16 protein-coding genes, 1 pseudogene and 1 riboswitch are annotated in these 18554 nt (G+C 63.1%); of the genes and pseudogenes, 5 read left to right on the top strand and 12 right to left on the bottom strand.

Features of this window, described 5'->3' with window-relative positions; all coding sequences use genetic code 11:
- Nucleotides 1–31 precede the first annotated feature (31 nt).
- Nucleotides 32–1684 carry a cytochrome c oxidase subunit I gene (gene ctaD / locus AC1DYW_RS10060; RefSeq protein ID WP_095091932.1) on the bottom strand — a complete coding sequence of 551 codons (1653 nt, stop codon included), beginning with the start codon at nucleotides 1682–1684 and terminating at the stop codon, nucleotides 32–34.
- A 38-nt stretch (nucleotides 1685–1722) separates the two neighbouring features.
- The gene (gene coxB, locus AC1DYW_RS10055) at nucleotides 1723–2598 is read right to left on the bottom strand and encodes a cytochrome c oxidase subunit II (protein ID WP_477226032.1); all 876 of its coding nucleotides are present in this window, start codon (nucleotides 2596–2598) and stop codon (nucleotides 1723–1725) included.
- A 366-nt stretch (nucleotides 2599–2964) separates the two neighbouring features.
- Between coxB and AC1DYW_RS10050 the strand changes: the two genes are divergently transcribed.
- The 3 genes from AC1DYW_RS10050 (at nucleotide 2965) to AC1DYW_RS10040 (ending at nucleotide 6200) form a co-directional block, all read left to right on the top strand.
- Nucleotides 2965–3534 (top strand): invasion associated locus B family protein, encoded by a 570-nt coding sequence (locus tag AC1DYW_RS10050; RefSeq protein WP_477226031.1) that lies wholly within the window; start codon nucleotides 2965–2967, stop codon nucleotides 3532–3534.
- 259 nt (nucleotides 3535–3793) lie between these two features.
- A complete protein-coding gene (tldD, locus tag AC1DYW_RS10045) occupies nucleotides 3794–5206 on the top strand; it encodes a metalloprotease TldD (RefSeq protein WP_477226030.1) in 1413 nt (470 codons plus the stop codon).
- Nucleotides 5207–5507: 301 nt separating this feature from the next.
- Complete coding sequence (locus AC1DYW_RS10040; protein WP_477226029.1) at nucleotides 5508–6200, top strand: transglutaminase-like cysteine peptidase; 693 nt, start codon at nucleotides 5508–5510, stop codon at nucleotides 6198–6200.
- An 82-nt stretch (nucleotides 6201–6282) separates the two neighbouring features.
- Here the strand turns inward: AC1DYW_RS10040 and AC1DYW_RS10035 are convergent, their stop codons facing one another.
- The 3 genes from AC1DYW_RS10035 to AC1DYW_RS10025 form a co-directional block, all read right to left on the bottom strand.
- The gene (locus AC1DYW_RS10035) at nucleotides 6283–8685 is read right to left on the bottom strand and encodes a caspase family protein (protein WP_477226028.1); all 2403 of its coding nucleotides are present in this window, start codon (nucleotides 8683–8685) and stop codon (nucleotides 6283–6285) included.
- Between the two features lie 185 nt (nucleotides 8686–8870).
- Entirely contained in the window at nucleotides 8871–10112 is a 1242-nt protein-coding gene (locus AC1DYW_RS10030) for a class I SAM-dependent RNA methyltransferase (protein WP_477226027.1), read from the bottom strand.
- The gene (locus AC1DYW_RS10025) at nucleotides 10109–10873 is read right to left on the bottom strand and encodes a TlyA family RNA methyltransferase (RefSeq protein WP_477226026.1); all 765 of its coding nucleotides are present in this window, start codon (nucleotides 10871–10873) and stop codon (nucleotides 10109–10111) included. Before AC1DYW_RS10025 ends, AC1DYW_RS10030 begins: the two co-directional genes overlap by 4 nt.
- A 169-nt stretch (nucleotides 10874–11042) precedes the next feature.
- Between AC1DYW_RS10025 and AC1DYW_RS10020 the strand changes: the two genes are divergently transcribed.
- The gene (locus AC1DYW_RS10020; RefSeq protein ID WP_477226025.1) at nucleotides 11043–11444 is read left to right on the top strand and encodes a GFA family protein; all 402 of its coding nucleotides are present in this window, start codon (nucleotides 11043–11045) and stop codon (nucleotides 11442–11444) included.
- Between the two features lie 29 nt (nucleotides 11445–11473).
- Here AC1DYW_RS10020 and AC1DYW_RS10015 read toward each other — a convergent pair whose 3' ends face one another.
- The 6 genes from AC1DYW_RS10015 to AC1DYW_RS09990 form a co-directional block, all read right to left on the bottom strand.
- Entirely contained in the window at nucleotides 11474–11767 is a 294-nt protein-coding gene (locus AC1DYW_RS10015; protein ID WP_457153173.1) for a hypothetical protein, read from the bottom strand.
- A gap of 148 nt (nucleotides 11768–11915) precedes the next feature.
- Nucleotides 11916–13829, bottom strand: coding sequence for a 1-deoxy-D-xylulose-5-phosphate synthase (dxs, locus tag AC1DYW_RS10010; RefSeq protein ID WP_477226024.1), 1914 nt, complete (start codon nucleotides 13827–13829; stop codon nucleotides 11916–11918).
- 126 nt (nucleotides 13830–13955) lie between these two features.
- Entirely contained in the window at nucleotides 13956–14876 is a 921-nt protein-coding gene (locus tag AC1DYW_RS10005) for a pirin family protein (RefSeq protein ID WP_477226023.1), read from the bottom strand.
- A gap of 37 nt (nucleotides 14877–14913) precedes the next feature.
- Nucleotides 14914–15180 (bottom strand): DUF2277 domain-containing protein, encoded by a 267-nt coding sequence (locus AC1DYW_RS10000; protein ID WP_477226022.1) that lies wholly within the window; start codon nucleotides 15178–15180, stop codon nucleotides 14914–14916.
- Nucleotides 15181–15292: 112 nt separating this feature from the next.
- On the bottom strand, nucleotides 15293–15544 hold the full coding sequence (locus AC1DYW_RS09995; RefSeq protein ID WP_013532792.1) for an exodeoxyribonuclease VII small subunit: 252 nt from the start codon (nucleotides 15542–15544) through the stop codon (nucleotides 15293–15295).
- Nucleotides 15545–15547: 3 nt separating this feature from the next.
- Nucleotides 15548–16474 (bottom strand): histone deacetylase family protein, encoded by a 927-nt coding sequence (locus tag AC1DYW_RS09990; RefSeq protein WP_477226021.1) that lies wholly within the window; start codon nucleotides 16472–16474, stop codon nucleotides 15548–15550.
- Between the two features lie 121 nt (nucleotides 16475–16595).
- Nucleotides 16596–16775: riboswitch (cobalamin riboswitch) on the top strand.
- Nucleotides 16776–16778: 3 nt separating this feature from the next.
- Between AC1DYW_RS09990 and bluB the strand changes: the two are divergent.
- Nucleotides 16779–17453: pseudogene (bluB, locus tag AC1DYW_RS09985) on the top strand (5,6-dimethylbenzimidazole synthase); the annotation flags it as partial.
- A gap of 116 nt (nucleotides 17454–17569) precedes the next feature.
- Here the strand turns inward: bluB and AC1DYW_RS09980 are convergent.
- Complete coding sequence (locus AC1DYW_RS09980) at nucleotides 17570–18553, bottom strand: hypothetical protein (protein ID WP_477226020.1); 984 nt, start codon at nucleotides 18551–18553, stop codon at nucleotides 17570–17572.
- Nucleotide 18554: the final 1 nt, after the last annotated feature.

Genomic DNA, 18554 nt, shown 5'->3' with positions numbered 1-18554 from the left:
CGGCGGTTTTGATTCCATGGAGGCTGCCGACTTACTTGATCTTCGGCAGCTGCTCCCACTGGTGGAAGGGCGGCGGCGAAGGCAGCTGCCATTCTAGTGTCGTGGCGCCTTCGCCCCACGGATTGGCACCGGCGACCCGCTTCTTCTGGAAAGCCTCGAACACGCCGTAGAGGAAGATCGCCACGCCAACGGCCGAGATATACGAGCCGTAGGACGACACCATGTTCCAGCCGGCAAACGCGTCGGGATAGTCGATTGTGCGGCGCGGCATGCCGGCAAGACCGAGGAAATGCTGCGGGAAGAAGATCAGGTTGACGCCGACGAAGGTGACCCAGAAATGGGTGTTGGCGATGGCGAAGGAATACATGTAGCCGGTCATCTTCGGGAACCAGTAGTACCAGCCGGCGAAGATGGCGAAGACCGCGCCCAGCGAGAGCACGTAGTGGAAGTGCGCGATCACGAAATAGGTGTCGTGCAGCGAGCGGTCGAGACCCGCATTGGCCAGCTGGACGCCGGTGACGCCGCCGATCGTGAACAGGAAGATGAAGCCCAGAGCCCACAGCATCGGCGGCTTCAGCGAAATCGATCCGCCCCACATCGTGGCGATCCAGGAGAAGATCTTCACGCCGGTCGGCACCGCGATGACCATCGTGGCGAAGACGAAATAGCGCTGCGTGTCGAGCGACAGGCCGGTCGTGTACATGTGGTGGGCCCAGACGATGAAGCCGACCGCGCCGATGGCGACCATCGCGTAAGCCATGCCGAGGTAACCGAACACCGGCTTCTTCGAGAAGGTCGACACGATGTGGCTGATGATACCGAAGCCCGGCAGGATCAGGATGTAGACCTCAGGGTGACCGAAGAACCAGAACAGGTGCTGGAACAGGATCGGATCGCCGCCGCCGTCGGGCGCGAAGAAGGTCGTGCCGAAGTTGCGGTCGGTCAGGAGCATAGTGATGCCGCCGGCAAGCACCGGGAGTGACAACAGCAGCAGGAAAGCGGTGACCAGCACCGACCAGGCGAACAGCGGCATCTTGTGCATCGTCATGCCGGGCGCACGCATGTTGAAGATGGTGGTGATGAAGTTGATGGCGCCAAGGATCGACGAGGCACCGGCAATGTGGATCGACAGGATCGCCAGATCCATCGCCGGCCCGGGCTGGCCCGAAGTCGACAGCGGCGGATAAAGCGTCCAGCCGCCACCGACGCCAAAGGCGCCAGGCGCGCTCGGCATGAAGGCCGAGGCGATCAGAAGCAGGAAGGCCGGCGGCAGCAGCCAGAACGAGATGTTGTTCATGCGCGGGAAGGCCATGTCAGGCGCACCGATCATGATCGGCACCATCCAGTTGGCAAAACCGCCGATCAGGGCCGGCATGACCATGAAGAAGATCATGATCAGCGCGTGCGCGGTGGCGAAGGCGTTGTACATGCTCTTGCCGCCGTCGATCGCGGCGTCACCGTTCATGCCGTAGACCATTTGCGCGAGGCCGCTGAAAATCTGGATCCCCGGCTCCTGCAGCTCCATGCGGATGGCGACCGACAAGGCACCGCCGACGATGCCGGCGAAGATCGCAAAGATCAGATAGAGCGTGCCGATGTCCTTGTGGTTGGTGGAATACACCCACCGGACCCAGCCGTGATACGGCTTGTGGTCGTGGTCGTCGTGAGCTGCAGCGTCTGCCATGTTCCGCTCCGTTCCCTGATCTTTTATTGGCCGCGGCATCAGTTGCCGGCGGCCGCTACCTTGTTCTGGCCGTCGACCTCAGCCATCAGCGCCTTGTTGGCCCCGGGCAGGTTGGTCTTGGCTTCCGCCAGCCAGCTTTTGAATTGCGCATCGGAGACGACGCGGATGGCGATCGGCATGAAAGCATGATCCTTGCCGCAGAGCTGCGAGCACTGGCCATAGTAGAGGCCTTCTTTGTTGGCCTTGAACCAGGTCTCGTTGGTGCGACCGGGAACCGCGTCCATCTTGATGCCGAACGACGGCATGGCGAAGGAGTGGATCACGTCTGTTGCGGTCACCAGGACGCGGGTCATGGTGTTGACCGGCACAACCATCTCGTTGTCGACGGCGAGCAGGCGCGGATAGATCTTGCGATCTTCCTTGCCCGCAGCTGCCCGGTCGGCTTCCTGCAGGATCGCGGAGTTGAAGGAAATCGTGTTCTCGGTTTGGTATTCGTAGTCCCAGTTCCACTGGTTGCCGGTCGCCTTGACGGTCAGCTTTGCGTCTTCCGGCGGCGTGTATTGCGCCGTCAGCAGCTGGAACGAAGGAATGGCGATGCAGAGCAGGATGACGACCGGGCCGACGGTCCAGATCACCTCGATCAGCGTGTTGTGGCTGGTCTTGGAGGGAACAGGGTTCACGCTCGCGCGGAATTTGAGGATGCAATAAGCAAGCAGGCACAGCACCAGTATGGTGATCGGGACGATGAACCACATCGTGTAGTTCCCGAACCACTCGATCTGCCGCATCATATCGGTCGCCGGCGCCTGGAAGCCGGTCTGCCAGTCCCTGGGCTGATCGGCATGGGCGGATGCGCCGGCGAAAAACGTGGCAGCGGCACTTGCGCCTGCTAGGAATTTTCTCATCGCCCTCATCGTCTCCCAGTTCCTCGAGGCTGTGCCCACGAGAATATCGAACAATGCCGGGACGGGAATCCCGACAGTCTCAAGGTGGTTCAAACCATACTCTTTTTCCCTCCGCAAGAAAGGAGCGGGCGAAACCGTGCGGCATTTTTGCGCGCAAGCCCGGATGTGCCTTTCAAGGCAGCGGCAACGGTCCCGAATCGCATATGATCGGCCATGGCCACATTCCTATGGGCCGGGCGTGCCGACCGTCGCAATTCGGGCGAAATTGGCTAAGAAAAGCGCCGTATTGGCTGTTTCGGGGCAGACCGGTTGCGGTCTCGTCCTTTACTTGGCTTTGGCGCGGCTTAAAGTGCCGTGATTCGCAATGGAGCCGTCATGAACTCTTGGCTTTCGAGACTTGCGCTTTCGAGAATCTTGGCGAAGGTCATCTTTCTCGCCGCGTTGTCCGCAATCGGCCCGTCCGTTATCGGCCAGCCCGTTGTCGGCTTGTCCAGCCAGGCCAATGCCGCGCAGCCAAGCGGCACCGTCCGCTCGACGCATGGCGCGTGGTCGATCATCTGCGACACGCCGGCCGGCGCCACCTCCGAGCAATGCGTGATGATGCAGAACGTCGTCGCCGAGGACCGTCCCGAGATGGGGCTGTCGGTGGTCGTGCTGCGCACAGCCGACAACAAGGCGGAGATCCTGCGCGTGCTGGCGCCGCTCGGCGTGCTTTTGCCCAACGGTCTCGGCCTCAACGTCGACGGCAAGGATATCGGCCGCGCCTATTTCGTGCGCTGCTTCCAGGATGGCTGCTATGCCGAAGTCATTCTCGAAAAGCCGCTGCTCGACACGTTGAAGACCGGCACGTCGGCCACCTTCATCGTGTTCCAGACACCGGAAGAAGGCATCGGCATCCCCGTCGACCTCAAGGGTTTCGCCGACGGTTTCGCCGCCCTGCCCTGAGAGCTCGGCGCTTGCGACGGATCCAACGTCGACGTCACATTTGGTTGATGAAGTCGTCGATGTCACTGGCCATTGAACCCCAGTTCGAGAACTGTTCCTCAAGGTTGGCCGTGGTGATGCCGCCAAGGAAGCTGACATCCATCCTGACGGGCTGTCGACGATCGCATTTGTCTTCACAATGCAGCGGGGCGATTGTCTCGGCGCCCCTTCGCGCCTACATCGTGGCTAAAGAAGCATTTCTCCTGTGAACGGACGCGCCATGAACAGCCTGATCGGCCAATTCGACATTTCAGACGATCGCATCAAGCAGATCGTCACTGAGACCATCAGTGGCGCCGACGACGGCGAACTGTTTCTCGAATACGCCGAGAGCGAAGCGCTGATGTTCGACAACGGCCGTCTGAAGACCGCCAACTTCAACACCGACCAGGGGTTTGGCCTGCGCGCCGTCGCCGGCGAAGCCAGCGGCTATGCCCATTCCAGCGACCTGTCCGAGGCCTCGCTGCTGCGCGCCGCCGACGCTGTTTCAACCGTCAAGGGCGGCTATTCCGGCACGCTGGCCGCGGCACCGGCCCGCACGAACCGCCATCTCTATGGTGAAGAGAATCCGATCCCCTCCCCCTCTTTCGAGGTCAAGGCAAAGCTGCTGCAGGGAATCGACGCCTGGCTGCGCGCCGAGGATCCTCGCGTGCGCCAGGTTTCTGCCTCGCTGTCCTCATCCTGGCAGCATGTCGAGATCGTGCGCGCCGATGGCCAGGTTGTGCGCGACATCCGCCCGCAGGTCCGAGTCCACGTTTCTGTCGTCGTCGGCGATGGCGACCGCCAGGAGAGCGGCTCCTACGGCATGGGCGGACGCAAGGCCTTCGGCGACTTCCTTGTCGAGGACAGCTGGAAGCACGCCGCCAAGGAGGCGCTGAGGCAAGCGCTGGTCAATCTCGAGGCCATCCCGGCGCCGGCTGGCACCTTCGACATCGTGCTGTCCAGCGGCTGGCCGGGCGTCATGCTGCACGAGGCCGTCGGCCATGGGCTCGAAGGTGACTTCAACCGCAAGAAGACCTCAGCCTTCGCCGGCCTGATGGGCCAGCAGGTCGCCGCCAAGGGGGTGACCGTCGTCGACGACGGCACCATGCCGGAGCGGCGCGGGTCGCTCACCGTCGACGATGAAGGAACCCCGACGGCCCGCAACGTGCTGATCGAGGACGGCAGGCTGGTTGGCTACATGCAGGATCGCCAGAACGCACGGCTGATGGGCATGACTGCGACAGGCAACGGGCGGCGCGAAGGCTATGCCCACCAGCCGATGCCGCGGATGACCAACACCTTCATGACCGCGGGCGACATGGAGCCGGACGAAATCATCGCCTCGGTCAAGAACGGTATCTATGCCGTCTCCTTCGGCGGCGGTCAGGTCGACATCACCTCGGGCAAGTTCGTGTTCGGCTGCACCGAGGCCTACATGATCGAGAACGGCAAGGTGACACAGCCGATCAAGGGCGCGATGCTGATCGGCAATGGGCCGGACGCAATGCACCGTGTTTCCATGATCGGCAACGACATGCAGCTCGATACCGGCATCGGCATGTGCGGCAAGGGCGGACAGGGCGTCCCGGTCGGCGTCGGCCAACCGCATCTCCGAATGAACCAGATGACGGTGGGCGGCACGCGGGTTTGAATGATCGGCATATCCCCGAAACATCGCCATCCAAGCGGTGTTTTCCGGGGTGCAGCCGACCATGCCCCAGAGCCAAGATCTTCATCCTGACAGGCGCCGGCATTTCGGCGGAATCGGGTGCCGCAATGTTGCTCAACTCTGTGGAGGTCTGGGCCAAAGACGGCGCATTCCAGCCGAATCCCTGTCGGCACCTTGAAGCGAACACAATCCACGTTAAGAAATTATTAAGTCTCTAACTGCCTGGGCTGCCTTTTGCGCACGAACGCAGCACCAGCTTCCTGGTTGCGGCGGTGTTTTGGCAATGCGGCATGTCCCCGGCGTTCTCACTTCCTCTTTCCTACTTGGCTTCGTTTCATTGATTGGTGCGACATTGCTGCAAGCCAGTCCGGCGGAAGCACAGTCGACATTGTTCAAGTCGCGATCGACGCAATCTCCCACGGCAGGGCTGCGCTCTGCCACGGTTGGTGCAAGCACCAGCGTCCCCTACGGTTGGGTCGATTTCTGCCATCGTCGACCAAAAGAGTGCAAGGTACCCGCTCTGCCGGCCGCGAATGTCAAGTTGACCGCGCAGAACCTGCGCATCCTCAAGCGGATAAATCAGAAGGCGAACAGCTTCATCAAACCGGTCAGCAATTTCGACCACTGGGGCACGATGGTGGACCATTGGGATTACCCCGTGGACGGCAAGGGCGACTGCAAGATCTACGCCCTCTACAAGCGCAAGCTTCTTCTGGAGGCGGGATTCCCCAGGCAGGCGCTGCTGATGACCGTGGTGCGCGACCTAGACAATGAAGGCCACACCATCCTGACGGTGAAAACCGACAAGGGCGATCTTGTGCTAGACAATCTGGTCGATGAGATCAGGCCTTGGAGTGCGACGGGCTATTACTTCCTCAAACGCCAGTCCCAGCAGAACCCAAACACATGGGTGTCGATCAACCAACGGGGCGGCACGTCGAAAACCCTCACGAATGTTTCCAAGCTCGTAGACTGAGTGGCCTGCCAGACCAGAGCACTTCAGCTTTTTGAAGGTTCGGTGCCCAGCGACCGGCGGGCAATACCTGCCTCACTCCTGCCTACTGCTTGCATGGAGGCTCGCCCGGGTGTCCGCAGGCAGGCTTCTTGTTGCCTCGCGGCGGCTGCTGATTGGGCTGTTGCGGCGGACGCCGCTCCTGGACCTGGGGCCTGGGCTGAGCATGGAACTCCGGCTTCTGCGGCTTGGAGAACACTTTCACGTTCGGCTTCTCCTGCAGCTTGAGTTGGCGCTGCGGACTCTCGTTCGGCTTGTTGACCTTGAAATTCCGCTGGACGTTGACTTGCGGGCCGGCGGAGCCTCCACCGCCGTTCTGCGGCTTGCGGAACTTCTTGTTCCCGTTTCCCGGAGCCTGATCGCTCGGTCCGACAACGGCCTGGCCGGCGGACAGATCCTTGCGCGTCAGCTTCTTCGGCTTGCCGCCACCCTGGTCGGAGAAGACAGCTGGATTGTTCTTCTTGATCCTCTCCTGCACGTTCGGGCGCTGCCCGGCCGGTGCACCGTTGACGGTCGGCAGCTTGTTGAGCTTGCCGTTCTTGCCCTGCCTATTGCCGGCTCCGTTCTGCTGGCCATTGCCCTGTCCGGTAACGGCAGCGCCGGCATTTCCCGTAGCCTGCTGGTTGCCGCCCGAGGTGCCTTGCTTGCCAAGCAGCTTCTTGGACTTGTTGTTGGGCAAATTCTTGTTGTTTGGCAAATTCTGGCCGTTGAGCACCGGCGGTCTGCCGTTGACGAGTGGCAGCGTCTTGCCGTTCGCTCCCGGCAGGGTGTGATCAGTTGAGAGCGTCTTCGAGACCGGCTTTGCGCCGGGAGGCTGCCGGCCTTGCGTCACACCCTGGCCGAGTTTGCCCGGAGCGGCAGGGTTCTGGTTAGAGAGCACGGCCTTCTTATGCAGCAGCGGCGGCAGCGCCACCTTGGTCGCGAGCGCTGCGGCGCCCAGTCCAACAGCGGCGCCGGTCAGCTTCTGGCCGGTGGTGAGGCCGCCGCCCTGCCCTGCCTGATTGTTCTCGGTATTGATCGTCGTGTTGTTGATGACGGTCGTGTTGTGGATGTTGTTGAAGATGACGTTGTCGGGCGGCGGCGCAATGTCGTGCGGCGGGTTGACCCACACCGGCACCGGCACGAAGACCGGCACCGGCAGGACAAAGACATCGACTGCCGGCCGCGGCGGCGCCAACACGACAAAATCCGGCGGAGGCGGCGGCAGGAAGATCACCGCGACAGGCGGTGGTGGCTCGAAGTCGAAATCGGGATCGTCGAAATAGAGCACGGGCCGGTCGACATAGATGATCTCTTCCGGTGGCGGCGGCGGTATGTCGTAGTCATAGACGGCAAAATCCTCCGGCGGCTCCAGCGCTGCGTCGAAATGCTCCAGACGGCGGCGGGCATCCCAGGCATGCGGGCCGTGCGGATAGCGATCGAGGTAGGACCAGTAGGCTTCCGGGGTGTCCCGGAGCCAGGTTTCGCGCCAAGTGATTGCTTCGCGCCGAGCAGCGATGATGGCACGCACGCGCTTGGCCATTGGATCGCGCGGGTAGGCGCCGACGAAATCCTCGTAACCGCTGAGCGTGTCGCGGTCGAGGGCCGCGACATAGGCGTCGCGGGCGTCGAAGTCGCGGATCTCTCTGGTCCGGTTGGCTTGGGACTCAGCCTCCGAGACCCTGGGCGCGGGCGCGTCCGGAGCCCGGTCGAAGAAGACGAAGGGCGCCGTGATCTTTGAGGCGCTCCACGGAACTTCCGCGCCCTGGGTCACCTCGTTGACGCGCAGGCGCGTGCGATCGAAGACATCGTCAAGCGGCAGGCCGCCTTCGCGCATCATCTCCGCCAGCGCCTGGGCATAGGCACCGTATGGACCTTTGCCTTCAGGCGCGACCGTACCCGGGGCGGCATTGAACGCAACAAGCATGTTCGGATCGGGATCGACCAGTGCGAGACCTCCGGCCAGCGGCTGGTTCGTCTGCGGGAATGCATTCGGCCGCGCCGCATCGAGCACGACGATATTGACCTTCGTCGGCAGTCCAGCCAGCGACTTGGTGACATCGGAGAGCCGCATCCCCTGAAGCGGGACGTCGGTTGGATTGGCGATCTGGGCATCGACAGGCAAGAAGTAATTCTCGCCTTCGAACTGTACGCCATGGCCGGCGAGATAGATGAAGACGACCGCGTCGGGACCGGCAGCAGAAACCTTGCCAAGGAAATCGCGCAGCGCGCCGCGCAGCGATTCCTGGTCGACGTCGCGGGCACCGACAACATCGAACCCTGCTGCCTGCAAGGTCTGGCCGATCAGCCCGGCATCATTGGCGGGCGTCGCTAGCGCACTAGACGGATAGGCCGCATTGCCGATGACGAAAGCGAGGCGTTTTTCGCCCTGCGCGAGGGCACCGGTCACCGAAGCGGCCACGAAAATGAAGAGGAGGAAGAAGCCTAGGAATTTCTGGAGCGTCCGCATTTCTGGCCACCAAGTATGGAAACGGTGATGGAGCAGGATGGTTCCTTCCTCCAGTGATTTCCAAAATAGACGGGCGCAAAGAGGCGGCTTCGCGGCGCGATTTCGGCAAACCCGCCCGACGCGGAAACCTCAAGAAAATGTGATCATTTTGGTTCGCGCTTGAGCCGAGGGAAATGCCAACAGCGCTACCGCCTTCGTTTGGGCTTCTCCAGTAGCGCCACGGCCTCGACGTGCGGCGACCACAGGAACTGGTCGATCGGCGTCACGCTTTTCAAGGTGTAGCCGCCGTCGAGCAGGATTCGCAGGTCGCGAGCCAGCGTGACCGGATTGCAGGATACGGCCGCGACAAACGGAACGTCCGAGCGTGCGATCTGCTTCGACTGGTCCTCGGCGCCGGCGCGGGGCGGGTCGAACACCAGGCCGTCGAAGCCATTCAATTCCTTGAAGGTCAGCGGCCGGCGGAACAGGTCGCGGCGCTCGCCTGTCACCCGCTTCAGGCCGGTCGCGAAGCGCGAGCCCCGGTCGAGCGCCGAAAGGGCTGGCGCATCGCCTTCGACCGCATGGACTTCCGACTTCTCTGCCAGCCGCAAGGCAAAGCTGCCGCAGCCGGCGAACAGATCGGCGACCTTCTTGGCGCGCTTCAGATGTCCGCCGACGATATCGGCCATGGTCTGTTCGGCGGCCTCGGTCGCTTGCAGGAAGGCGCCCGGCGGCACGGCGACCGCGACATTGCCGAACATGACCACAGGCTTCCTTGGCTCGATGATGATCTCGTCATCGATGGACAGCCTGGCAAATCCCTGAGCCAATACGAAGTTGGAGGCGATCCGACGCTGGTGTTCGCCCAGTTTGCCGGACTCGTAGACTGCGACGTCAAGGCCCGACCCGGTCACGGTGACCGCCAGCCGGAACGATTTGGTGGTGGCGCACACCAGTTCGGCGAGCGCCTTCAGCCGATCGAACGCGCTGACGATCTCGGGCAGCGAGATCGGGCATTCCGATATCGAGATGATTTCCGGCGACAGATGGCGATTGAAGCCGAGCAGCATGCCTGTGTCGGTGCGTCGCGCGGCGAGCACGACGCGGCGGCGCGTGTGCGGCGCGCAGGCGACCAGTTCGCCGATGTCGCAATCGATGCCCTTGCCCTTCAGCGCGTGCACCACCTTTTCGCGTTTCCATTGGCGATAGGCTGCGGCTTCGAAATGCTGGAGCGCGCAACCGCCGCATTCGGTGAAATGGCGGCAGGCGGGATCGATGCGCAGCGGCGAAGCCTCCAGCACCGCCATCAGCGTGGCACGGTCTTTTTCGCGCGCGGCGGTGACGACCTCCCCGGGTAGTGTGAAGGGAATGAACAGATCGCCGCTCTCGGTCTCGGCGATGCCGTCGCCCTGGGCGCCAAGTTTCCTGATGCTGAATCGCGCGCTCATCGATCCTTGATCCCACCGAGCAGGAATTCGCGATTACCGTCGCCGCCTTCGATCGGCGACAAATGCAGGCCCAGCGAACGCCAGCCTGGAACAGCGTCCAGCCAATCCTGCAGCAGGCCGGCGACACGGGCGGCGTCGTAGGGATCCTTCAACAGGCCGCCCTTGCCGATCGCTTCGCGGCCGGCCTCGAATTGCGGCTTGACCAGAAACATGGCACCGGCACCAGCCTTCGAAAGGCCAAGCGCCGGCGGCAGCGCCAGTTTCAGCGAAATGAAACTGACGTCGGAAACGACGAAATCCGGGATCCGGCCGGCCAGATCATCGGCTGTGAGATCGCGCGCGTTCAGGCCCTCGATGACAGTTACGCGCGGATCGCCGCCGATATCGGCATGCATCTGGCCATGCCCGACATCGATGGCAGTGACGTGGGCCGCGCCGCGCTCGAGCAGCACCTGGGTGAAGCCGCCGGTCGAGGCGCCGATGTCGAGCGCCTCGCGGCCGGCGGGATCGAGGCCGAAATGGTCGAGCCCACCGATCAGTTTCAGCGCCGCACGCGACACATAGCCCTGCGCCGGATCATCGATGGCGATCAGGCATTGCGGCGAAACGTTCTGGCCGGGCTTGCGGGCTATGACGCCGTCCACCATCACCGTGCCACGCTCGACCGCGTCGCGGGCGCGCGAACGGCTGGCAAAAAGGCCCCGCTGGACGAGCAGGTCGTCGAGCCGCTGGCGGGGGCTGGCTGGCAGAGGCGAGTTCATTGGCCTTCATGGCGAAAGCCGGTCGCGAAGGCAAGGATATTGGGGCGGGACAAGGAACATCGTTCGAAAGCATGCGAACACTTCAAGCCGCTCCGCCGCTTGCGAGCATCGCATCGGCCCGGCACAATACCAAGCAGGAGCGCCGTACTGTCCGAACGAGGAAGGACGAATGCTGACAGGAACCTGCCACTGTGGTGCGACCCACTGGACCCTGGAGGGTGATCCCGGTCCGGTCACCGCGTGCAGTTGCACGCTTTGCCGTCGCTATGGCGCGCTCTGGGCTTACGACTATGTCGACGAACGCATCCGCGTCGCGGGACCGATGAAAAGCTACACGCGCCCCGGAAAGGACACGCCCTCGCTCGAGATCCTGTTCTGTCCCACTTGCGCTTGCGTGCTCGCCTGGCGTGGCTTGGGCTCCAGCGCCACCGGCCAAACTCGAATCGCCGTCAATGTAAGGCTTGCGCCGCCGGAGGCCGTCGCCGACTTGCCGATCGACCATTTCGATGGCCTCGACACTTACGACGACCTGCCGCGCGATGGCCGCTGCGTGCGCGACATGTGGTTCTAAAGCGCGCCGCGCTTGGACGGCGGCATGCTCTAGAAAATGGTTCGCGAAACCCGGCGATCGACGGCTGGAGACAAACCGTCATCCCGATTTCCCGAAGCCTGCTCGCCCGGATGCTCGGTCGCAGGCGCCGGCGCTGGCACAGGGTCCGGCAGGACAACCAGTTGCGGCACCTGCTTGTAGGAAAAGCCGCCGCGAATATCGCCCATCTTGCCGGCGATGATGCCCATGGCCGCCTTTTCGAGACTGCGATCATAGCGCGTTTCGGCGGCGGCCGGCGCGACGATGACCGCTGAAAGCGCCACGCCGCACAGAAGCGTTCTCATTGTTTTTGTCTCCCTGCCTGGTCACGATCTAGCAGGGCGCCGTTGAAAAACGGCCAAGAGACACGGTAAGCAAAGCGCCAAACGGCAGCGTTAACAATGCGTTAAAGCATCAAGCCGGCAAACTGATTCAAGCCCTTGAGATATTGATTCAGGCGCGCTGGGCGCGGGCTGTATGGCCAAGCGCGACGAACACCGTGCGCACGATGCCGGCGGCATCAAGCCCGGCATCGGCATACATCTTTTCCGGCTTGGCGTGGTCGGTGAACGCGTCGGGCAGCACCAGCGGGCGTACCTTCAGGCCACTTTCAAGCAAGCCCTCATGGGCGAGGAACTGCAACACATGGCTGGCGAAGCCGCCGACGGCGCCCTCTTCCACCGTCACCAGAACCTCGTGCGAGCGGGCCAGCCGGCGGATCAGATCCTCATCGAGCGGCTTGGCGAAACGGGCATCGGCGACCGTGGTGGAAAGCCCGGCCGCGCCAAGCTCCTCGGCGGCGATCAGGCAATCCTGCAGCCGCGTGCCGAAGGACAGGAGTGCCACCTTGGTGCCTTCCCTGACGATACGGCCCTTGCCGATTTCGAGCACCGCGCCGCGCTCCGGCATGTCGACGCCGACGCCGTTGCCACGCGGATAGCGGAAGGCGATCGGGCCGTCATCATAGCTTGCCGCGGTGCGCACCATGTGGCGCAGTTCCGCCTCGTCTGCTGCTGCCATCACCACGAAACCGGGCAAGGTTGCCAGGAAGGTGGTGTCAAAGGCGCCGCAATGGGTGGCGCCATCGGCGCCGACGAAGCCGGCGCGGTCGATGGGAAAGCGCACCGGTAGTTTCTGGATCGCGACGTCGTGGACGACCTGGTCGTAGGCGCGCTGCAGGAAGGTCGAATAGATCGCGGCGAACGGCTTGTAACCTTCGGTGGCGAGGCCGGCGGCGAAGGTCACCGCGTGCTGTTCGGCGATGCCGACATCGAAGATCCGCGAGGGAAATGCTTCACCGAACAGGTCGAGGCCGGTGCCGCTCGGCATGGCTGCGGTGACGGCGACGATGCGGTCGTCCTCGCGGCCTTCCCTAACCAGGCTTTCGGCGAAGACCTTGGTGTAGGCCGGCGCGTTGGCCGGCGCCTTCGCCTGCGCTCCGGTGATGACATCGAACTTGTTGACGCCGTGATACTTGTCTGCGGCGGCTTCAGCCGGCGCGTAGCCCTTGCCCTTCTGGGTGACGACATGGATCAGCACCGGGCCTTCGCCATTGTCGCGGACGTTCTTCAGGACCGGGATCAGATGCTCGAGGTTGTGACCGTCGATCGGGCCGATGTGATAGAAGCCGAGTTCCTCGAAGAGCGTGCCGCCGGTGACGTAGCCGCGTGCATGCTCGACCGCCCGGGTGATCGCACGGTCGGCGCGCTTGCCGAGATAAGAGGTCAGTTTCTTACCGAAGTCGCGCAGGCCGACATAGGTCCTGCCCGAGGCCAGACGCGCCAGATAGGCGCTCATCGCACCGGTCGGCGGCGCAATCGACATGTCGTTGTCGTTGAGGATGACGATGAGCCGGGCATCGAGCGCGCCGGCATTGTTCATCGCCTCGTAGGCCATGCCGGCCGACATGGCACCATCGCCGATAACGGCGATGACATTGTTGCGGCCGCCGGAGAGATCGCGGGCGGCGGCCATGCCAAGGCCGGCCGATATCGATGTCGAGGAGTGAGCGGCGCCGAAGGGATCGTATTCGCTCTCGGCGCGGCGGGTGAAGCCCGACAGCCCACCCTCCTGACGCAAGGTGCGGATACGGTCACGGCGGCCGGTCAGGATCTTGTGCGGGTAGGCCTGGTGGCCGACATCCCAGATCAGCCGGTCATCCGGGGTGTTGAAGACATAGTGCAGCGCGACCGTCAGTTCGACCACGCCAAGGCCGGCGCCAAGATGGCCGCCTGTGTGTGACACGGCGTCGATCAGTTCGGCACGAAGCTCGGATGCCAGTTGCGGCAATTCGCTCTCGGCAAGCGTGCGCAGGTCGGCCGGGATGCGGACCTTGTCGAGAAGGGGCGTATGCGGCGTTGAATTCACGGGTAGGCCTGCTCAGGCTTTCTGTTCATGGGCGGGATAGGCCGGCCGCCGGCGAAAGTAAATGCGTGTCTGTGACGCGGATCAGGCTTTAGGTCCCAAAACCCGGCCACTTTTGGGCGACATGCATCAGCTTTCCGGCAACGGGATGAATTCTTCCTCATCTCCGGGAACGATATCGAAGCGGCCGGTCTTCCATTCCTGCTTGGCCTGCTCGATGCGCTCCTTGGAGGACGAGACGAAATTCCACCAAATGTAACGCTTCGAGCCGAGCGAGGCGCCACCGAACAGCATGAAATGCGCGCCGCCTTCCGACGACACGACGATCTCGTCGCCGGGCCGAAACACCAACAGCCGCTCCGCCGGAAAAACATCGCCTGAAATCGAAACCTCGCCTTCGAGCGTGTAGATGGCGCGCTCCTCGGCATCGGCCGGGATTTTCACGCTGGCGCCAGGCGCCAGCCTAAGGTCGGCATAAAGCGTCTCGGAGTGAGCCCTCACGGGGGACCGCAGTCCCTGGAAGTCGCCGATGACGACGCGACCGCCGACGCCTTCGGCATCGATCTCGGGGAGCCGCAAGGCAGCGGTGTTCTCGAAAACCGGTGCCACTTCCTCCTTGCCGTCCGGCAGTGCCAGCCATGTCTGCAGGCCGGAGACCGACATCGGCGCGCCACGCAATTCCTCCGGCGTGCGCTCGGAATGGACGATGCCGCGGCCGGCGGTCATCAAATTCACGTCGCCGGGCTGGATGACCATTTCGGTGCCGAGTGAATCGCGATGCCTGATCTTGCCGTCGAACAGATAGGTCACCGTCGACAGCCCGATATGCGGATGAGGACGGACATCGAGCGCCTGGCCCGCGCGCAGGATCGCTGGGCCCATGCGGTCGAAGAAGATGAAAGGCCCGACGAGCCGTCTTTTGGCGGTCGGCAAAGCGCGGCGTACCTGGAAACCGCCAATGTCCTTGGCGTTCGGAATGACCATCAGCTCGATCTGGTCGCTGGCAAAGGCGTCGCCGACTTCAGGGTCTTTCCCGGGGAAGAAGCTCATGGACTCTCCTTGTCAGCGGCCGTGCCTGCTTGTCGGATCAGGCAAAACGGATCGCCGATTTTGCCCGCGCCTTGGCGGCCACCTCTTCGCGATTGCGAGGATGCTGATGGGTTTCGAGGGAATCGAGAAGCTCACGCGCCGATGCCGCGATGGCTTCGACCGCATGATCGAAGGCGTGCTGGTTCTGCTTCGAAGGTCGCGTCGTTCCGCTCAATTTGCGAACAAACTGAAGTGCGGCGTCGCGCACCTCGTCATTGGATGCCGGCGGATCAAAATTGAACAGGGTCTTGATGTTTCTGCACATCGTTTGCGAACCTCCTCTTGTCCTGAAGCCGTTTCAATCGGGACGGCTACTATCCTCGACCATGATCATGTCCAAAGCCAGTGAGGCAAGCCCATCGTTCGGGAAGCATGACTCAGTCGGCGTCGAGCGGCTCCGTTCCAACCGGCTTGCCGTCGCGCGACAGCCTGATCTTCTCGACCTTGTCCTCGGCGGCTTTCAGCAGCCGGTCGCAATGCGCCTTCAGCGCCTCGCCGCGCTCATAGATCCTGATCGACTGGTCGAGCGGCACGTCGCCACGCTCCAGATCATCGACGATCTTTTCCAGCGCATCGAGTGCCTGCTCGAAGCTCATCGCCTTGACGTCTTCGTTGGTCTCTCCAGCCATCATTCACCCTTTCATCAGTCGCCCGACATGGGCGGCGACCGAAAATGCCAGTCCCTGCAGATCGTAGCCACCCTCGAGCAGGCTGACGAGCCGGTTGCCGCTGTGGCGCGTGGCGCGCTGCATAAGCTGGCCGGTCGCCCAGTCGAAATCATCCTCTGTCAGGTTGATTTCGGCCAGCGGATCGCGATGATGCGCGTCGAAACCGGCCGAAATGATGATCAGGTCGGGCGCGAAATTGTCGAGCGCCGGCAGGACACGCGACAGCAAGGCATCGCGGAAAACCTCGCTGCCGGTCTGCGGCGCCAGCGGCGCGTTGACGATGTTGCCGGCGCCGATCTCGCTCTTTGCCCCGGTGCCGGGATAAAGCGGCATCTGGTGCGTCGAGCAATAGAGCACCGACGGATCGTCCCAGAAAATATCTTGCGTGCCGTTGCCGTGATGCACGTCCCAGTCGACGACCGCAACGCGCTCGACGCCATGTTTCTTCTGCGCATAACGCGCGGCGATCGCCGCCGTGTTGAAGAGGCAGAAGCCCATGGCCGTGGTTTTTTCAGCATGGTGGCCGGGCGGCCGCGCGGCGACGAAGACGTTGTCGGCGCGGCCCGCAAAGACATCGTCGACGGCCGCATTGGCGGCGCCGATCGCGGTGATCGCCGCTTGCCAGCTCTTCGGGCTAGCGGTGGTGTCGGCGTCGATGCGGGCGATGCCCTCGTCGGGAATGGCGGCGCGGACGCGGGCGACGAAATCGGCGGGATGCGCGTAGAGAATGGTGGCCTCGTCGCCTTCAGGCGCCTTGATGCGATCCAGCCCCACAAAAGCCTCATCGTCGAGCACCCGTTCGATGGCGCGCAACCGGTCCGGCCGCTCGGGGTGACCGGGCGGCGTGATGTGCTCAAGGAAGATCGGATGGGTGTAGAGACGAGTGGCCATCTTCCCTATCTAGTGCCCCGACGTCGCGATGGCCATGCGTCGTGGCCTGATGGCTGGGGAAAATCACACATGCGTCCATTGGTGTCGCTGCAGGCATTGGCGTCGTCAGCGCTTCGGCGTAAGGTCGCTGCCACTGCCTGGTGCCCGCCGCAAGCGGGAGAATCGGGAACACGGTTGAACTCCGTGGCGTGCCCAACGCTGTAAGGGGGACCGCGCCGGTAAATGCCACTGTCGATGACGGGAAGGCACCGGACGCGGGTTGATCCCAAGCCAGAAGACCGGCCTGGCAGGCATCGTCATCCGCATGGTCAGGCGGAAGACATCCACAGCAATCGCAAGGGGACACGCGATGCCGGAACACATGACCGCCTCTGTTGGCGACGGATTTGACCAGAGTGCACGCGATGCGGTCTATCGCGCAATGTTCACGCGGCGCGACGTGCGCAGCCATTTCCTGCCAACCGCGCTCGACGATGAGGTGCTGGCGCGGCTGCTGCTTGCCGCTCACCATGCGCCGTCGGTCGGCTTCATGCAGCCTTGGAATTTCATAGTTATTCGCGATGCCGAGCGACGGGAAAAAGTGCGTGACCTGTTCCTGGCGGCGCGTGAACAGGAACTGCCGGCCATCGCGGAAGAGCGACAGGCGCTTTACCGCAAGCTCAAGCTGGAAGGCATCTGCGAAAGCGCGCTCAACATCTGCATCACCTGCGACCGGCAGCGCTCGAAGGGTTCGCCGCTGGGGCGCTGGCACAATCCGGAGATGGACCTCTACAGCACGGTTTGCGCGGTGCAGAACTTCTGGCTGGCGGCGCGCGCCGAGGGTGTCGGGGTCGGCTGGGTCAGCATCATCGAGGCGCAGGCATTGAAAAGCCTGCTGTCAATTCCCGAGCATGTGACGCCGGTCGCCTATCTCTGCGTCGGCCGTGTTTCCGAGTTCGCGCCAAAGCCGGACCTCGAAGCACATGGCTGGGGCCGCCGCTTGCCACTGCCGGAGTTGATCATGAGCGAGACCTTTTGCGGGCAAGGAGAAGCGTTGCTCAAATCGACCGTGGCGCGCCTCAACGGGGTCGATGCCGCGCCGGCGACCACTGCCGATCAGCGCGTCGCGCCGGCCGTGCCCCAGCGCGAACCGCCGAAGGAGGCCAGCGCCTTGTCCTTGAGTTCCCTGAACTTCGACGACGCCTCGGCCAGCCGGGCGTCCCAGGCGGGATCGGGCACCTGGCCCTCAATGATCCTGAAATAGACCTGCATCAGGCAGGCGATGGCGAAGGGTTCGATGAACGCCGCCTTGAAGGCCCAGGCGAAGACGATGGCGAGCACGAAAGCCCAGCCGGCAAGCTGCCCGGGCATGAGGAAAAGAATCGCGCCGGCCGGCGCCAGCATCAGCAGGAAGATGACGAACGAGACGCCCCACATGATGACCGCCAGCCAAACGGCGTTCTTGACCATGATCTTGCCGTTCTGGGCATAGAGCACGACGCCTTGGCGGGCAGTCTCGAACGGCGAGGCTGAATTGATGCGGATGTTGTAGCCGAGGATGATCTCGTCGACATAGGTCAGCGACAGGCGGATCACCGTGTTGACGAAGCTGACCAGGCCGCTCAGGCCCGGGATCGGCAGGAAGGCGGAGATGCCGCCGAGCAGCCCGGTGATGGCGCGGATGGCGCCCTTGACCAGTTGGTCGACGACGAAAAGGATGTTGGCCTCGGCAAAACGCTGGGTCACGATGTCCTTGGCATAGGCGATCTGGTTCTGGCCGTCGGGAACGTCGCGGCCGTCAATCAGATGGACCATGACGGCGATATGGCCGGCCTTGACGACATAGAGGATGTATTCGCGGATCCAGTAGACGGCAATCGAGACGACGCCAAAGCCAACCACGCCGCCCCACAAGGCAAAGGACAGCGGCCCGTCGGGATCGGTGGAGATATGGCCGACGCCGTAGCCAACGGAGGCGCCCGTGCCGGTCGCCACGATATAGGCCAGCGTGATGCCGAAATAGACGATCATGCGAAAGACAACGAAGGGCCAGGTCCGCATCATGATGGACACCGACCTGCCGATATTGAAATCCCACATG

The organism is Mesorhizobium sp. P2_D5 (assembly GCF_056404355.1).
This window is presented reverse-complemented; position numbering and strand designations above follow the sequence as displayed.

Bases quoted from the DNA above. Each gene is read 5' to 3' on its own strand.
- AC1DYW_RS10050 (WP_477226031.1), top strand. From the start codon at position 2,965: ATGAACTCTTGGCTTTCGAGACTTGCGCTTTCGAGAATCTTGGCGAAG.
- tldD (WP_477226030.1), top strand. From the start codon at position 3,794: ATGAACAGCCTGATCGGCCAATTCGACATTTCAGACGATCGCATCAAG.
- AC1DYW_RS10000 (WP_477226022.1), bottom strand. From the start codon at position 15,180: ATGTGCAGAAACATCAAGACCCTGTTCAATTTTGATCCGCCGGCATCC.
- AC1DYW_RS10025 (WP_477226026.1), bottom strand. From the start codon at position 10,873: ATGAACTCGCCTCTGCCAGCCAGCCCCCGCCAGCGGCTCGACGACCTG.
- AC1DYW_RS10030 (WP_477226027.1), bottom strand. From the start codon at position 10,112: ATGAGCGCGCGATTCAGCATCAGGAAACTTGGCGCCCAGGGCGACGGC.
- AC1DYW_RS09995 (WP_013532792.1), bottom strand. From the start codon at position 15,544: ATGGCTGGAGAGACCAACGAAGACGTCAAGGCGATGAGCTTCGAGCAG.
- coxB (WP_477226032.1), bottom strand. From the start codon at position 2,598: ATGAGGGCGATGAGAAAATTCCTAGCAGGCGCAAGTGCCGCTGCCACG.
- AC1DYW_RS09980 (WP_477226020.1), bottom strand. From the start codon at position 18,553: ATGTGGGATTTCAATATCGGCAGGTCGGTGTCCATCATGATGCGGACC.
- AC1DYW_RS10020 (WP_477226025.1), top strand. From the start codon at position 11,043: ATGCTGACAGGAACCTGCCACTGTGGTGCGACCCACTGGACCCTGGAG.
- ctaD (WP_095091932.1), bottom strand. From the start codon at position 1,684: ATGGCAGACGCTGCAGCTCACGACGACCACGACCACAAGCCGTATCAC.
- AC1DYW_RS10035 (WP_477226028.1), bottom strand. From the start codon at position 8,685: ATGCGGACGCTCCAGAAATTCCTAGGCTTCTTCCTCCTCTTCATTTTC.
- AC1DYW_RS10005 (WP_477226023.1), bottom strand. From the start codon at position 14,876: ATGAGCTTCTTCCCCGGGAAAGACCCTGAAGTCGGCGACGCCTTTGCC.
- AC1DYW_RS09990 (WP_477226021.1), bottom strand. From the start codon at position 16,474: ATGGCCACTCGTCTCTACACCCATCCGATCTTCCTTGAGCACATCACG.
- AC1DYW_RS10040 (WP_477226029.1), top strand. From the start codon at position 5,508: ATGCGGCATGTCCCCGGCGTTCTCACTTCCTCTTTCCTACTTGGCTTC.
- AC1DYW_RS10015 (WP_457153173.1), bottom strand. From the start codon at position 11,767: ATGAGAACGCTTCTGTGCGGCGTGGCGCTTTCAGCGGTCATCGTCGCG.